General features: G+C 36.3%; 12 protein-coding genes and 2 pseudogenes. All 14 read right to left on the bottom strand.

All coding sequences use genetic code 11. The annotated features are described in order from the left end of the window. Positions 1-6: 6 nt before the first annotated feature. Positions 7-1188, bottom strand: coding sequence for a seryl-tRNA synthetase (locus ADJ67_04915; GenBank protein ID AKT47051.1), 1182 nt, complete (start codon positions 1186-1188; stop codon positions 7-9). A 277-nt stretch (positions 1189-1465) separates the two neighbouring features. Continuing rightward, positions 1466-3271: a hypothetical protein gene (locus ADJ67_04920; protein ID AKT47052.1), complete on the bottom strand. Its 1806-nt coding sequence runs from the start codon at positions 3269-3271 to the stop codon at positions 1466-1468. Positions 3272-3445: 174 nt separating this feature from the next. Further along, entirely contained in the window at positions 3446-4780 is a 1335-nt protein-coding gene (locus tag ADJ67_04925; protein ID AKT47053.1) for a hypothetical protein, read from the bottom strand. 840 nt (positions 4781-5620) lie between these two features. Next, positions 5621-7300: pseudogene (locus tag ADJ67_04930) on the bottom strand (hypothetical protein). Between the two features lie 990 nt (positions 7301-8290). Beyond that, positions 8291-8620, bottom strand: a pseudogene (locus tag ADJ67_04935) (hypothetical protein). A 443-nt stretch (positions 8621-9063) separates the two neighbouring features. Continuing rightward, a complete protein-coding gene (locus tag ADJ67_04940) occupies positions 9064-9405 on the bottom strand; it encodes a nitrous oxide-stimulated promoter (protein ID AKT47054.1) in 342 nt (113 codons plus the stop codon). Between the two features lie 117 nt (positions 9406-9522). After that, entirely contained in the window at positions 9523-10332 is an 810-nt protein-coding gene (locus tag ADJ67_04945; GenBank protein AKT47055.1) for a metallo-beta-lactamase, read from the bottom strand. A 41-nt stretch (positions 10333-10373) separates the two neighbouring features. After that, positions 10374-11120, bottom strand: coding sequence for an alpha/beta hydrolase (locus tag ADJ67_04950; protein ID AKT47056.1), 747 nt, complete (start codon positions 11118-11120; stop codon positions 10374-10376). 132 nt (positions 11121-11252) lie between these two features. Then, positions 11253-12773 carry a glycine/betaine ABC transporter permease gene (locus ADJ67_04955; protein AKT47057.1) on the bottom strand — a complete coding sequence of 507 codons (1521 nt, stop codon included), beginning with the start codon at positions 12771-12773 and terminating at the stop codon, positions 11253-11255. Next, on the bottom strand, positions 12766-13494 hold the full coding sequence (locus tag ADJ67_04960) for a glycine/betaine ABC transporter ATP-binding protein (protein ID AKT47058.1): 729 nt from the start codon (positions 13492-13494) through the stop codon (positions 12766-12768). The genes ADJ67_04955 and ADJ67_04960 overlap by 8 nt, the downstream gene beginning before the upstream one ends. A gap of 44 nt (positions 13495-13538) precedes the next feature. After that, complete coding sequence (locus ADJ67_04965) at positions 13539-14405, bottom strand: hypothetical protein (protein AKT47059.1); 867 nt, start codon at positions 14403-14405, stop codon at positions 13539-13541. 99 nt (positions 14406-14504) lie between these two features. Next, positions 14505-15311 (bottom strand): macro domain protein, encoded by an 807-nt coding sequence (locus tag ADJ67_04970; GenBank protein ID AKT47060.1) that lies wholly within the window; start codon positions 15309-15311, stop codon positions 14505-14507. A 44-nt stretch (positions 15312-15355) separates the two neighbouring features. Next, positions 15356-15796 carry a transcriptional regulator gene (locus ADJ67_04975; GenBank protein AKT47061.1) on the bottom strand — a complete coding sequence of 147 codons (441 nt, stop codon included), beginning with the start codon at positions 15794-15796 and terminating at the stop codon, positions 15356-15358. Between the two features lie 129 nt (positions 15797-15925). Beyond that, a complete protein-coding gene (locus ADJ67_04980) occupies positions 15926-16420 on the bottom strand; it encodes a hypothetical protein (GenBank protein AKT47062.1) in 495 nt (164 codons plus the stop codon). Position 16421 lies beyond the last annotated feature (1 nt).

Consider the following 16421-nt stretch of genomic DNA (forward strand, 5'->3'; position numbering starts at 1 on the left):
CCATACCTATAGGCTTACATATTTTCTTATCTCTTCAATTGTATCTACATCCCACTTACTTACATCTAGCCCCTTCTGTGATAGGAATGCATATACTAGTCTTTCTACACCAAATGCAAAGCAGGATGTGTAGCAATACTCTCCATTTGCTTTTTTGATATTGTATGGCTTTGTAAAATGCGTTCTATGATAGTTCACAGATGCGCATGATATGTACTCATCATTATTTGGAATTAAAAACTTGTATTCTAGTTTTGAATTTCCTATCATCTGGAAATACTTTAGTTTCTTGTAGTTACTAGCGAAAAATGAATCATTTGCAGTTTCACATTTTGAATTCAGAGAAAATTTGTCTATCCAAAACTCAACAAGTTTCTTTGATTCATCAATATATGACTGCATTTTATCTCCTTCACCAACAAACACATACTCCTTCATATAAAATTCGTTTAGTCTGCTAAGCTCTTTGATATTTGATTCTTCGTTTCTGAAGCATTTACCAGATACAAGAAAACATCTAACCTCATTCTCGTCAAAGATATCATTCTCCATAGATGGATATACCGCTGCACAGGTTGCATGCCTCAAAACATTTCTTGGAATAAATGTCTTCTTTAGTACCTCATCCATACCTTCACTTGAAGCATTGCAAGAAGCAAACTTTTCATATGTATCAATATCATTGTTTAGCTTGGTTTGAAACATCATGTAATGTGGAAAATTCTCAAAGTAACCCCCTTTTACATACTCAGCTACTGGAAATAAAACAGGATATACTTCCTCATATACATCATCAAATGCATTATATGCATGTTCATTAATTTTCTTATCAAAATACTCATATATTCTCAAAAAAAGCCCTGAATAGGCAAATGCACCTGGAGATAGTTCTCTTACTATCTTTTCTTTAATCAAATCTCCATATACACTGTCCTTGTTCAAAGGCATTCTGTCAGTAAAGTCCTCTATTACGACGTTTTCAAGTTCTGAGCCTTGCATAGTATCTATGATACTCACAAGTCTAAATAATTCTTTTTTTACTTCTTCATTGTGCTCATCTTCGCAGTAGATAGTCACCTGGTTTTCACTTTTATCAAAGCTTTTAACCTTTGAAGAAATATAGGGTATCATGTCGAAAAACACCCTTAGATCATCTTTTTTTAGATTGTCCACAGTAAAGTCAAACATTTTACACTCCTTTAGTCTGTTCTCATTATTAAGTATTTTTAGCGTACAAACATGGATAGCCTCTTTCGATTGTAAAAATTGTTAGTCATCGGTATCTTTAGTTAGTTACCACTAACTAAAAGGATAGCACTCTTTAATTATTTTTTCAATATATTTTTTATACAGAAATTATTGGAAAATATAACAAAATTCACAATTACACTTTATAATTTGCTCAGATGAAAAAATTATGTAGAAAAAACTCCCTGCCACTACATGACAAGGAGTTAAGCCTTAACTATTTATTTTTATATCTATACTTTATACTTAGCCTGAGGGCTGCAGAACTGAACATTAATGCTATCAACATCTTAAAATCATTTTCATCACCTGTGTTCGGCTTTGGTACTGGTGGCTTTTCAGTCTTAGGCTCTGGCAGCTTAGGTGCTGGTGGAATAAACTTATCATTTAATATGGTAAATCCACTATCTGCACTACCATCATACAAAACCTTAAAGCGCTTGTCTCCAGATTCTAAATAGCCATTATCTTCACCGACTTCCTTTACAGTGTATTTAATTTCATTGTTGTTATTATCGTACTTCTGTAAGTTTGCAAATATATGTTTCCAGTTATTTGCCTTGTTTAGTTCTATTTCCTGAACTTCCTCACCATCTGCAAAGAGCTTTACTCTTACACTTTCTAAAGAATCCCCATTCCACTTCTTCTCTACAGGAATAGAGACTCTATCTACATTATTTTCATTAGTGATTACATAACCATCATCTTGATTACCTGTAACAGTAGATGTGTATCCTGTGATTTCAGTCTCTTTTACATAATACTTGTATTTTGATGGTTGACCACTGTCTGAAATATAGAACTCATAAACATCTTTAAATGTATGCTTCCAGTTGTTTGCAGGATTAAGTTCTACTGTCTCAACAGCTTCGTCTATAGTCTCTCGAACAAGATTACCCTCATCATCCCAGTTCTCAGTTTGATAAGTTCTGTAAAGCGTTACGTCTATCTTATCTTTTCTCTTACCAATCCATTTCTTCTCAACTGGTACATCTATTATTGATCTATTTATTATTATTCCATCATCGCGATACTCTGCGATATAACCTGGAAGTGGTTCTTCCTTGACTGTATAATCAATGATATGCCCATCTTCTGCATACTGAGGAACATCCTCAAACTTGCCTTCCCAGTCATCAGATTTATATATTTTCTTTGATGCTATTTCCTGTCCATCTGCATATAGATGAACTGTTATAAAGTCTGGAATCTCCCTTTTGGACTTCATTGACTCATCGCCTTCATCAACATTTCCAATAGCATTTTCGTTATCATTAGTATTTAAAGCTGCATGATCCATTACGTTTAGTGCAAGTCCATGAAAATCTAGTGATGCTGGACTAGGTCTTCCTGGTGTAATTCTAACGATAATCATATTCCATGCTTTATTTACATTAACATCTCTAAGCTGAACAGATTTTATAATAAACCCTTCCTGAGCATTCCCTAATACAACTGTCTTGTACTTTGTCCAATAGTCGTTGATGCTATATGTTATAGTATATTCGATTTCGTTACCATCATCATCGTACTTAGGAAAATTTCTAAAAACATGTCTCCAGTCGGATTCATCATTCTGTATTTCCCCATATCGAAGAACTACACTGTCTTTCTGCTCACCATTTGCCATAAGATTAACAGTTATTGGTGGATAGTACGGAGCATTCCATTCTGCTTTGACGCTGATATCAATTTTCTCTATCTCAGCTATTGCCCTTGTTACTCTTTTTCTAGATGTATTGTTGAGACTTATGTCTGAACTATCTTTTACTACTCTAGAATTTGAAAGGTCAAGCTGGACATCTTTTTCTTTTAGCTGATCTTCATTATCTTGATTTAATTCATCCTTATTCGTATTATCTGCTTTAGATGTATTCGGTGTTGAAATCTGTACATCCGTTTTATTTAAATCCAGCTCTGAATCTGCATAAGCAGACTGTATAGCTTGTCCAAATACTAAAACTACCGTTAATACGACTAGCAAAAATAAGCTAGCCCTTCTTTTATCTTGTCTCTCTCTCATTATATTCCCCTAATAATAATCTCTAATTCCCCAAATATATTTTTTATATTTTAACCCAAAAAGTCTGAAAATAAAACATATTTTTGTTTTATTTTATGTGAAATTTTATATAAGGCTTGATTTATTACAAATAAAAACTCCTCGCTATATTAAACAAGGAGTTATAAATCAAAATTAGATTTTCTTGCGTCTATAAGCCATCGCAGGTATAAGCGCTGCTGTGCTTAAAAACAATAAAGCATATAGCTTGAAATTACTGTCATCACCAGTGTTTGGTGTCTTAGGCTGTGGCGGATTCTTTGGAACAGGAGTTTTTGGAGCAGGAGTTTTTGGATTGATTTCCTTATTTGTAACAACAAAACCGCTGTCCTGATTACCAGTAATTTGTGTATCATAACCTGGGATACTTTTCTCTGTTACGTAGTACTTATACTTAACCCCATCTTCTCCTTCTGGAGTGTAGAATTCATATAAGCTAGAAAATGTATGCTTCCAGTTATTTGCAGCATTAAGCTCTACTGTAGCTACTTCCTCATCCACTTTAACCCTCACATGCTTATTTAATGTGTAGTCAAATTTCATATAGTCACATGCCCTGTGTAATGTAAGTTCAGCCTTTGATTGACTATTACCTATCCATTTCTTTTCGACAGATACATCGATTAAGGATCTATTCAGAATGATATTTCCATTAAAATAACTAGTTTCGTATCCAGCTAATGGGTCTTCTTTAGTTGTATAATTAATTTCGTGTCCATCATTCTCATCATATCTAGGATAATCAACAAATCTACCTTCCCAGTTATCATCCTTTGTTAACTGCATCGTTCCGACAACTACCCCATCTGCAAGTAGATGTACTGTGATAGCATCTGGAATAGGTACGCTCGATACCTCTTTTGGCGCTGATATCAAAGCATCAAAATCCGGATTATCATCTTCAATAACTTCTTCAGTTATCCTTGCTTCCCTAGCATGTACTGCTGGAGCTTCAGACAAAGGTTCTGGAGCCGCAGCAGGTGTTCCTGAAACTAAACTTGTAGCTATCATCCCAGTCATTGTAGGTGGTTCTGCAGGAGACGGTGTTCCTGGAATAACTATGTTAGGCATAACGTTCCATACCTTTCCTACATAGATATCTCTAAGTGGTACAATCTTAATTACAAAGCCATTTGTAGCATTTCCACTTAGGCTATATTTGTATTTTACACCATAATCTGCTGCCTCATATGTAATTGTATAATTGATTTCTGTACCAAGAGAATTATACTTAGGTAGATTTAGAAACTTAGATTTCCAGTATGTATCGTATGTTATAGTAATAGTCTGTTTGAGTTCGCCGTCTGCCATAAGATTAACATTAACGGGCACTCTATAGTTTCCTTTCCAATCCACCTCTACTGGAATGTTAATATTAGATGATGTCGCTGTTTCAGCATAAGTTGATTTAGCGCTCTGACCAATAATTAGAATTGCAATGAAAACGATGAGCAGCATCAAGCTAGTCATACGTTTAGCATGTCTCCTTTGCATATTCGTTCCCCCTTTGTTTTTTGACACCATGTCTTGTATACCAATATAATTAATTAAATCATATTTTCGTTAGAATTGCAATATTTTTGGTCAATTGTGTATATTGCGCCCAATTTATTTTTGATAAATATTTTACCAACAATTTACATATATTAAATCAAAATAAAACGAGGAGATTGGCAAATTAATGAATTACCTTCTCCTCGAATTACGGGTTTAAATTAATCTATAAAGATTTTATTATGCTCTTCTTTTTTTAGCCATTATAGTTACAAAGATTGAACCTGCAATTAGGAATGCAAATACATATCCTAGGCTTCCTGTATCGCCTGTATTAACAGGTCTTGATGCATTTGCAACATAAAAGCTTGTGCTTGCGGATCCATTATTGAAGCTTACTGTAATAGTGTGATTTCCATTGCTTAAACTTCTTATGTATGAAGAACGAATGCTAATTCTTACACTTCCACGTACTGCTTTATAATTTGATGGGTCAAGTTTCTTACCATCAACCTCAACTCCTGTGAAATTATCAAAAGTCTTAGCATCATTTGTCTTTGATTTAACAACGAGCAATAGATCCTTGTTTGCATCTTTCCAAACTGCGTTAGCTCCTACTTCAAAATAGTACTCATCTGCACTATTCTTTTTTGATGGATCAACAGCTGGTTTAGAATCATCCTTCTTCTCTACAGGTGTATCAGGTTTCTTTTCTTCTGCTGTATTATCCTTTGAATCCTTCTTTTCTTCTGGCTTTACCGGCTCAGTAGTATTGTTTATCTTCTCTGTGCCAAAATCTGCTGCCTGAGGTACAGATGTAATATCATTCCAGTAAAGTGGCTGGTCACTTTCGCTTGATCCATTTAAAAGCTTACCATCGTTTGCCTTTCCAATAGTGTTGTTTGAAATTTCTACACCCTCTGTATATGCCTTACCATGTGTCGAACCCTTTCCGTATGAGTTTCCGCCGTTTAGAACTGCATTTGCAACACTAATCTTACCGTTTCCTGAAACTGCATTACCAGCAGTACCCCATGTTGAAGCTCCTCCGATTGCAACTAGCTTACCTTCACCACTTATTTCACCATTGCTTAGCTCAAGGGCATTTCCGCCTATTGATGTGGTAGCCATTCTTCCTCCACCGTATAGTCCAAGAGTTGAACAACTTGTGATGTTTAGCTTACCATTCTCAACCTTTAGCGCTGGCTGTCCTCCAACCTTCTTACCGTTATACTCACCAGTTGCTGACTCGTCGCCACGGATATAGACTTCTCCAACGATATTCACATTACCCTTTGCAACAACTACAGGAGTATCTATTTTCTTTGCCTTTGTTCCGTCTGTTAGGAAGTTGGCATTTGAGTATACCTTTGAATTTGTGATTGTAGCTCCATCCTCGAGGATAAGCTGACCATTTATCATTGCACCATTTGTGAACTTTGAATTACCCTTATGGTCTGTCTCATGGTTCATGCTGAATGTACCACCATTTTCGACAACGATTTCTCCGTAGATGGAGGTATCCTTAAGATTTAACTTTGCTCCATCCTTTACGACAATACGAACACTGCTGTTAACAATCATATTTACCATTGTTAAATCAGCACCGGATGGAATAATCAAAGTATGCTTAGTTTGAGTACCCTGTTCTACTGCTTCTCCAAGCTTTCCGTATACACCACTTGTGTTTGAGCCATACCAAGCTTTGATATCCTTTGGAAGAGTTACAGTCTGTGATGAATCATGAGTGAAATGCTTGATTAACCAAGGATTCATATCCCAGATATACTTTCCATCATGCATCTTTCTTGAGTTCTCTATCTTTAGATAATCAACAAGCTTCTCATCAGTTCCAAATACCTCAAAGTATAGAATATTTGAAGTTGCTGTTCTTCCTGCAGCATCCTTAACATTTACCTTTACTGGATACTTACCTACTTTCTTAGGTACTCCAGCTAACGTAATTGCACTGTCGTGCACATTATATGAAGCTGTCATTCCTGAGTCCGCTGATAGCTCGATATTAAACTGCTTGCGATCAACATATAGATTTTGCATCTCGTTAAGTGGCTTCCATGCTGATTCTGGTACGACTGAATCTGGGCTTTCAACCTCAGCTGCCTGTACCTGAACATTGCTATTCTTATTTATAGAAGCAGACATGCTTGCACCTGATACTGCATCGTACTTCTGCTGACCCTGGATAGCACCTTCAAATGAGCCTACAAGCCTAATTTTTATAGTCTTAGTCGAGTTTACAGTTTCATCTGTCTGCTCAACCATCCTCTGACCTACTTTGTTTGATCTCACATATTTATAGTTATATGTCTTACCGCTATTTAGCGTGATTGAAATGAGTGCACCGTCACGTGGTTCATTCATGATGATTGCACTTTTTTCTTTATCTAAATAATAACCACCATTAAAAGCTAGCCACTTACTAGTCTTGGCTTCCTGAACTGCACGGTTAAACTGGATTTCCTTAATCTGGTTTATAGCTTCCTTTGGCTCAAGGTTTAGCATAAAATCACCAAATGTACTATAATCAGTTACTTTTAGATTATTTACATCATTATTTGTTGTTTCCTGATCCTTGTTTCCTGTGTCAGGCTTTGATGAATCATCGCCTTTGTTTTCTGAAGTCTTTAGTTCAAATTTCTTGCCTTTTGCAGCATTTCTTTTGTACTCATAGTTGTATATGCTTCCGCTCTTCATAACAACAGTAAAAGATGCTCCATCGCTAGGCTCATTCATTATTATTTTGTTGTTATCTTTATCTAAATAATATCCGCCATTAAAAGCAAGCCATTTGCTTGTCTTGGCTTCTTGCTCAACATCATTTATCTTAATTTTTTCGATGTTAGCTACAGTTCCCTTTGGTTCCACTTCTACTTCGAATTGTCCTAGGAAAGAAGCGTCCTTTAACTTTAATTCCTGTTCATTTTGCTGTGCTGATGTTCCTTCCTCAGCCTGTGCAATAAAACTAGCATTGAAAGGTGTCAATACTAAGAGCATTGCAATCAAAATTACGCTTGATACATTCTTAATTTTTCTCATTTTATCACCTTAAAATTCAAAATTCTTAATAATAAACATTAACTAATTCAGATTAGCAAAGACTAACTTATTTGTCAATATATATATAGCATTGAAAAAGTGACCTAAGCTTATGAATAACGCAGCTCATGGTCACTATTTATAAGGGGGTATTATTATTTAACTTATATCTTTGGGTGATTAAAAGGTGCTCTTGCACCTGCTATTAAACTTTACTAAAATTTAAAATAACTAATTTATTTACTTTGACACTTTCGCTTCTACCTGTTTCAGCTGCTTTGTAAGGTTTTGAATCATCTGTCCAAGTTTCTGTAATGCCTGTTCAAGTGCTTTAGTATCTTGGTTTGCATTTTTTGAGGTGGAATTTCTTGATTCATTTTGCTCACCCGGACCTCCCTGTGGTGGCTGGCCCTGTGAATTTTCCAGTTCGTTCTGTCCGCCCGGTCCTCCCTGCGGCAGCTGACCCTGTGAATTTCCTGGTCCGTTCTGGCCGCCCGGTCCTCCCTGTGGCGGCTGACCCTGTGAATTTCCCGGTCCATTATGTCCGCCCGGTCCTCCCTGCGGCAGCTGACCCTGTGAATTTCCCGGTCCATTATTTCCGCTCGGTCCTCCCTGTGGTGGCTGACCACCTGGACCACCTTGTCCATTATGTTCTCCCGGTCCTCCCTGTGGCGGCTGACCGCCCGGGCCACCTTGTCCATTTTGACCTCCTTGGCTTCCGTTCTGTTTATTCTTAGAAGCCTTCGATCTATCATTTGTAGTTTTAGATTTTTCGGTGGATTTATTGCTCTTACTTGATTTTGATGATTTAGTGGTTGACTTGCTTGTTGAAGCCTCTTTGGATGAACTTAACTGTGTGGTTTCTTTATTTGAATCATCAGCGTATGAGGTACTTGTCAATATCGACGCTCCTCCAATACTTGTTACAGTTAGAACACCTGCTAAAAGCGATGCTGCTAATCTTTTATTTAATACGTCTTTTTTCAAGACATCACTTCCTTTCTGCATTTAACTTTGTGATTTAACTTACCTGCATTATGCACCATACAAATGTAGAAGGATTGGCGAAAAAGTGAAGTAAGCATACAGAAAGAAGCAATAAAATGTGTATATCTCGTGTATGAATATAGATTTTTAAGCCCATATAAAACAAAACAAGCCTTGTAAATTCTTTGCTTTACAGGCTTGCAAATATTGCTTTTTTATTTATTTTGTTTGTTTATTATTCCAGTTATCCCATGCCATATACATGTAACCGGATGATAAATAAGCATGCGTGGTCCGCTAAATCTCATGACATTACGAATCTTTTCCTTCATTTCAGGTGAATAACAATGCACAGTACAGTTATTACAAAAGGTTTTCGTTTCCATAAAAGGACATCTTTCGCTTCGCTTCTTGGAGTACTCAAGTAAAGCCTTGCATTCCTCGCATAATCCATCTGTACTTTGATCCTTATGATTCTTCTTACAATATAGCCGAATCATCTGATTGACCATATTCTGCTCTCTTTTTCTTTTTAATTCAAGCTTATTATTACTCATATTCTGTCCTATATTATATGTTTATTTGATGCTGAGTGCCTTGCCTTAGCTGCAGACTTCTTTATTATGCTATTTTACATACTGTTGCTATAATAAAAACAGATAATATAGATTGTCCTAGTACTTAGTGTAATCCTCGGGTGCATACTCATCAAAATGGATTTTCTTATCAAAAACAGCCGTTTCATCTATATGTGCAAACGTGCTTTGCCCATATTCCCTATATCCACTATGTCCTGTGCACACAGCTTTAACAGGCTTATTTTTAAGAGTCTCTCTAAGCTTTACCAAAGATTTCTTATTCATATCTGGAAACTGAGTAAAGAAATCAAAGAAAGGATATCCCCCATTTTTATTAATAGCAAGGCAGTCTCCACTAATCAAAATGCTTTCATCTACAAGGTAGCACATATGACCTAAAGTGTGACCTGGCACGTGAATAGCTTCAACCTTTATTCCATTCACATCGGTAACTTGCTTATCTGAAAGTAAAATGTAGCCTTGTTTTAGACTCACTCCAACACTAAGCTTTACGAAGCCTAGCTTTGTCATTCTGTGCATCTTACCAGTAATATACTGTTCTTCATCCTTGCCAATATATACTTGAGCGTTTGGGAATATGTTATTTCCATTTTTGTCAATACCACCAGCGTGGTCGACATCAACATGAGTTATGAATACATGTTCAATATCATTTGCGTTTATGCCTATCTTTTCAAACTCCCTCTTAACATTTGGAAAATTCCTGTGACCAGAATCAAACGCAATAGTCATCCCCGCCTTTGTATAAAACCAAAGGTTAACATCTTCTTCCCTTATACATGACACACCATCAGAAAAAACATCTGAATTTGATGGATTTACAGCTCTTGTTCCCTTCATTAGGTGTTTCTTTACATGCTTATCAAAGAAATATATGGTTCCCACAAAATGCTCCTTATTGATAAATCAAGCTAATCAAAGCTCTACTAAGAATCAATTTCCTTTCTTATAAAATCGCAATATGCTGCGTTATCCCTAGTAATCTTGGTGCAGTGTCCATATCCATCCCATAATTTTAAAATGGCATGTGGATAGTTCTTCGGTAGGAATTTCTTTGCACTCTTTAAATCAAACTCTTTTGATCCATATGTGAAGAGGCACTTTCTCTGTTCTGCTTCTGTCAAAACTGGAAGTTCAACAAATGCACAGTCATGAATTATATTTAAAATACTTTCTTCATTCATTGCAATGAATGTATCTGCCATAACCGATGCTTTTTCACCGTATAGCTTCGTCATCTTTTTTACTGCAAGCTCTCTATTTTCAACTGCCTTTCTATGTTTTTTTATAAACACCTTTTTTATAAAAAACTCCTGAATCCATGAATTTTGCCAGAGGCTGCATCCCTCAAATATTACTTTTTTAATCTTAAGATCTTTGTATCTAAGTAGTTGCAAGAGTATTACGCCTCCTAGAGATGCTCCGTACGCAAGTTCGAGTTCTTTTATTCCATGTGATTTTAAATATTTGTAAATTTCTTCAGCTTCCTCTTTAGATGTATGGTATGTTTTATCTATCGACTTACCGTGAGCTGAAAGATCTGGAATTATATATCTCAAATCACTACCTAAGTTATCTGCTAGTTGAACTTTCATTCCCTCTGCTGAAGATAGCATAGGATGAATAAATAAAACCGTCCTTTTGTTTTCTGAATTTAGATCGAGAGCCTTCATTTTGCCTCCAAAGTGTAATCTATCAAAGCGTTAGTTTACACTAACATCCTAACACTGTGCTTATAAAAATTCAATACCTTAACTTAATCGAAATGAGGAGTAGACACATTTATCCACTCCTCTGATTCTTATTTATTCACTTATAAATCCATGCTGTTTAAGAAAATCTCTAGCTACAGTTTCTGCAGATTTTCCTTCTATTCCTACCGCATAGTTCATCTTACTCATCTGTTCTTCTGTAATCTTACCTGAAAGCTTGTTTAGTATTTTCTCAAGCTCTGGATACTTCTTGAGAAGCTCAGCCTTCATAAGCGGTGCTCCTTGGTAAGGTGGGAATAAATGCTTATCATCCTTTAAAATCTTAAGCTTATATTTTGTAATTTCTGGATCTGTTGAATAAACCTCCATAATCTGTATATCGCCTGACTGTATAGCACTGTAGCGAAGTGCAGGCTCCATAGTTGCAACATTTAGATTAAGGCCATACACTGACTTCAGTCCTCTGTTTCCATCGTCTCTATCATTAAATTCTAAAGTAAATCCAGCTTTGAGCTTATCCTCGACTTTCTTAAGATCCGATATTGTTTCAAAGCCATATTCCTTTGCAATATTTTCTGGGACAGCGATAGCATATGTGTTTTGATATGCCATCGGCTTAAGCAAAACTAGATTATCCTGCTTTTTTATTCCATCTCTTGCCGCTTCAAATACCTTTTTAGAGTCATTACTGAGCTTTGGAGCTGGTTTTAACAAGCTACCTGTAATAGTACCAGTAAATTCAGGATATATGTCTATATCTCCTTTTTTGAGCGCCTGATAGAGAAAATCCGTCTTACCGAAGTTCGGTTTAATATCTACAGATATATCGCTGTTTTCCTCGATAAGTATCTTATACATATTCATCAAAATCTCAGGCTCTGGTCCTAGCTTTCCTGCAATGACAATATGAGCTTTCTCTTGCTTTGGAATGAGCCTTGGAACATAAGATGCACCCACTCCTAGGAACATCAAAGAAAATGCAAGAAATACAACGCGTAGCTTTGCCTTTTCCATCCATTTAAGCACTATATTAAATACTATAGCGAGCACTGCTGAAGATATGGCCCCTATTAAAATCAAACTAGCATTTCTCCTGTCTATACCTAGCAAAATGAATGAACCTAGTCCTCCTGCTCCCACTAGTGCAGCTAAGGTTGCTGTACCGATTATCATAACAGTTGCTGTTCTAATTCCTGATACAATAACTGGCATAGCAAGAGGAAGTTCAAAGGTCTTAAGTCTCTCCCATTTATTCATTCCAAAAGCAACGCCTGCCTCTTCAAGACTTGGGTCAATGCCATTAAGTGCTGTAATAGTGTTTTCCAATATCGGAAATATCGCATATATTACAAGAGCAGATAGTGCAGGCATGGTTCCAATTCCCATAAGCGGAATGAAGAGACCAAGAAGTGCCATTGATGGTACTGTTTGAAAGATTCCAGCTACCTGAAGTACCCATTTTGATGCCCGTTTATGCGTGTTAAGATAAATCGCTAGCGGAATTGTCAAAAGTATGGCGATAAGTAGCGTCAAAAGTGATAGCTGAAGATGCTGTCCAAGTGCCTTGAGCCATTCCCCAAATCTATCTTGAAATGTAAAAATCAAATTATTCATGTTTTACACCTCCAAATAAATTTGCAACAAAATCATTCGCAGGATTTTCTAAAATCGCATTTGGCTTATCAATTTGACAAATCTGCCCGTTCTGAAGTACTGCAATTCTATCTGCAAGAAGCAATGCTTCATCCGTATCGTGAGTCACGAATATAATCGTAACACCAAACTCATTGTGCAGTTTTTTTGTCAAAACCTGAAGCTGCTTTCGCGATATTGCGTCAAGCGCTGAAAATGGTTCATCCATAAGTAAAATTCTCGGCTCGCCGATTATAGCCCTTACTATTCCAACTCTCTGTTGCTCTCCTCCTGAAAGCATGCTTGGTAAACGGCCTGCATATTCTTTTGCAGGAAGTCCCACCATTTCTAATAGTTCAGCCGTATTTTGTTTGATTTTATCCTTACTCCATCCCTTCATCTCCGGGATTATTGCGATATTTTCTGCAACTGTAAGGTTTGGAAAAAGAGCTATCTGCTGAAGTACATAGCCTGTGGATAGACGTAAGTCTCTCTGGTTATAGTCTTTGATGCGCTTATCATCCATGTATATGTTCCCATCTGTCGGCTCAAGTAAGCGATTTATCATCTTAAGCATAGTCGTCTTACCAGAACCCGAAGGGCCAACTAGAACCATGAACTCGCCATCCTTTATTTTTAGATTTACATCTTCTAGAACTGATTTTTCTCCATAGCGCAGTGCTACATGTTTATATTCAATCATAAATTACCTACCTAAATATTATCCTTTAATGAAATTGGTTTACGTTATAAAAGTAGTTTTTTTATAACTTCACCAATATCCCCATCTATACATATGCTTCTGTCCTCTATTTGCATGGGAGCAAATGATTCTCCATAATTTATGCATGCATACTTAGCATTTTTGTTATTACTAACCATGTGCCAAAATGGATATTTTATAATAACTGGCGTGTTTGCTCCAACACCTAGTTCAAGGTATAAAGCCTTACTGTGTTTATGCTCCTTGAGAAAATTATAGTATCTCTCTGATGCAGCATGCCAGCCCTCATCTTCAACAAAGCTATTATCAGCACGTAGGTTCATCGTCACATCTGAATTATCATCTATACATCTAGGAATTAGACCACTTGGTATTCTCATAGAAATCTTTCTATCTTGAGGTATATCAAACTCTCCATTCTCGTTCTTGACAAATCCCTGAGCCTCCATAGCTTTCATGACCCACTTTTCATTGTCATATGTTTTTTGGTTTCTCTTATTTAAACTTTGAAATAGTCCGTAGTCCCCCTGTGTGTAAAACAATCTATTTTTATCAAAACCAGCTTTTTGAAATTGATGATCAACATTTGTTGTTATAACAAAATAATCTTTGTCTTCTATCAAAGCAAGTAAATTCTCATATACAGGCTTAGACGCCTTTACATAACGATTGAAATAGATATGTCTAGCCCACCAAGCCCATCTAGTTTCATCGTCGGGAAATGGATAAAATCCACCTGAATACATATCTTTGATTCCATATTTTCTCGCAAAGTCAAAAAAATATCTATCAAAGCGCTCACCACTATATGTGAATCCTGCTGAAGTTGAGAGCCCTGCTCCAGCTCCGATTACAACAGAGTCCGAATTTTCTAGGGCGTCCTTTAGCATATCAAGTTCTTCTTTTGACTTGTCAGGAAAATATATGCCATTTCCTATATTTCTAGTTGTCGCAAGACCTTTCTGGATAGTATCTCTATAACCGTCTTTTTATCGTAGAAACTCCTCATAGTACCCCCTATCCTCATCCTTAAATACATTAAATACTATTCTATCCATCGCACCAGGATGCTCTGTATTCCATTTTTGTACAGTTGCTGTTGCAATTTCTGCTGCTTTCCTATTTGGAAAATGAAAAACTCCTGTTGAAATGCAGCAAAAGGCTACGCTTCTTAGGTCATTTGCTTGACACATATTAAGTATATTCTCATAACATAAAGAAAGCTCTTCTTCTTTCTTTGATGTAAGTCTAGAATCAACAATAGGACCTACTATATGTATTACTTTCTTTGCAGGAAGATTATATGCATCTGTCAGCATTGGAATTGCAGTAGGCTGCTCGTAATTTCTTCCATATATTTTTCTAAGCTCATTCATCTTACGATTACACTCATCCCTAAGCTGTACCCCTGCAAAGGTATGTATCTGGTTATCAATACAAGTATGCATAGGTATAAAGCAACCAAGCATCTGAGAGTTTGCCGCATTAACTATGGCATCTAATTTTAGCCTTGTTATATCCCCCTGCCATATTGAGATATTTTCCTTTATTATTTCAATATCAGATACTTCAACAATACCTTTTTTCTTAGCACACTCCTTGAGATACTCATCTTGAACTTTGATTATCGCATCTGGCATTTTCCCTGGCATACGAATATTCATCAAAGATCGTATCATACGTACTTTTTCTTGCACACCACTTGGTACATTTATATCTTTATAACTCTTTGAATCGTCCTTAAAAGCCTCTAGAAGATAGTTGAGCCTGTCATTTTGTTTATTAAATTCTCTCATATCCATACCCCCATCATCAGTTCAAATGCAATATCTTACTATATCTATTCTTGTTCCCTTAACAGTTCATGTAGTTCAGAACTTAGATCAGCAATTGTATATCTTTTCATTTCACTTTCCATTGCTTCCTGTATCGCTGCAAGCTTTCCATCAAGCAAATTGTGTATGTTTCTACCAACTGGACAGTTTGGATTTGGTGATTCGTGAAATCTAAATAAATCTGCCTTATTCTCTGGTTCAGTTGCTGCGTATACATCAAGGAAACTAATCTTATTTAGAGGTCTAGTCAACTCGATTCCTCCAGTACCTCTTGCTACTTTTATTAGTCCAGCATTTTTCAGCTTTGTCAGAAGCCTTCGAACTATGACAGGATTTGTATTTATACTTCCTGCTAGAAAATCGCTCGTTACCTTGTATTCATTCTTAAAGGCATCCACACATGTAAGAATATGTAATGCAACTGTAAATTTACTAGAAATTTGCATATGCTTTCCTCCTTCTTGCTTAAATTATACCCTCTTTGATGTAACCTAAACAGTTACATTAATATTTTATAAAAAAAAGAGCCATCCTTAGAAAATCACAATTTACGATTCCTAGGATGACCCTCTAAATTAAATTCTATCTGAATACCACTTATTTTCACCAGCAAAGCCATAATACTTCTCGTCGATAAGCCAATTATTTTCGTCTAATCTAAGAACAAACTTATGCCTCATCTCTGTGACATCTATATAATCTATAACCACAGTTGCAAGTTTTTCTCTTTTCATTGTGAACGTGGCATCAAAATCATCGCCTTTAGCATATGAGTAATTGCTTGGAAATCCACATGAACTAGCATACCCCTTTGAAAGAAGTTTATTACTTACCCTACCCTCGATTAGATCAGTGTATCTATCATAGTATTCGTCCATCAAATCTTCCCATCTAGGGTGAACCTGATATTCAGGAATATTAAGTTCCTTCTTCTCTGCTTCTAAAGATTCATCTCTTTCGAAGATTTCTTCTTCAAGTAGTGTCAACTTCTTTAGTAAATCTAGAAGTGGCATAAGTATTTCCTCAGCCCTGCTCTCATATTTAGGTAATGTGTTAAGAAAAAGCCTCATA

It is taken from the genome of Eubacterium sulci ATCC 35585 (genome assembly GCA_001189495.1).
Lineage (GTDB): Bacteria > Bacillota > Clostridia > Peptostreptococcales > Anaerovoracaceae > Eubacterium_B > Eubacterium_B sulci.

Coding starts and splice junctions, on each gene's coding strand:
- ADJ67_04915 (AKT47051.1), bottom strand. CDS start 1,188: ATGTTTGACTTTACTGTGGACAATCTAAAAAAAGATGATCTAAGGGTG.
- ADJ67_04920 (AKT47052.1), bottom strand. CDS start 3,271: ATGAGAGAGAGACAAGATAAAAGAAGGGCTAGCTTATTTTTGCTAGTC.
- ADJ67_04925 (AKT47053.1), bottom strand. CDS start 4,780: ATGACTAGCTTGATGCTGCTCATCGTTTTCATTGCAATTCTAATTATT.
- ADJ67_04940 (AKT47054.1), bottom strand. CDS start 9,405: ATGAGTAATAATAAGCTTGAATTAAAAAGAAAAAGAGAGCAGAATATG.
- ADJ67_04950 (AKT47056.1), bottom strand. CDS start 11,120: ATGAAGGCTCTCGATCTAAATTCAGAAAACAAAAGGACGGTTTTATTT.
- ADJ67_04955 (AKT47057.1), bottom strand. CDS start 12,773: ATGAATAATTTGATTTTTACATTTCAAGATAGATTTGGGGAATGGCTC.
- ADJ67_04960 (AKT47058.1), bottom strand. CDS start 13,494: ATGATTGAATATAAACATGTAGCACTGCGCTATGGAGAAAAATCAGTT.
- ADJ67_04965 (AKT47059.1), bottom strand. CDS start 14,405: ATGCTAAAGGACGCCCTAGAAAATTCGGACTCTGTTGTAATCGGAGCT.
- ADJ67_04970 (AKT47060.1), bottom strand. CDS start 15,311: ATGAGAGAATTTAATAAACAAAATGACAGGCTCAACTATCTTCTAGAG.
- ADJ67_04975 (AKT47061.1), bottom strand. CDS start 15,796: ATGCAAATTTCTAGTAAATTTACAGTTGCATTACATATTCTTACATGT.
- ADJ67_04980 (AKT47062.1), bottom strand. CDS start 16,420: ATGAGGCTTTTTCTTAACACATTACCTAAATATGAGAGCAGGGCTGAG.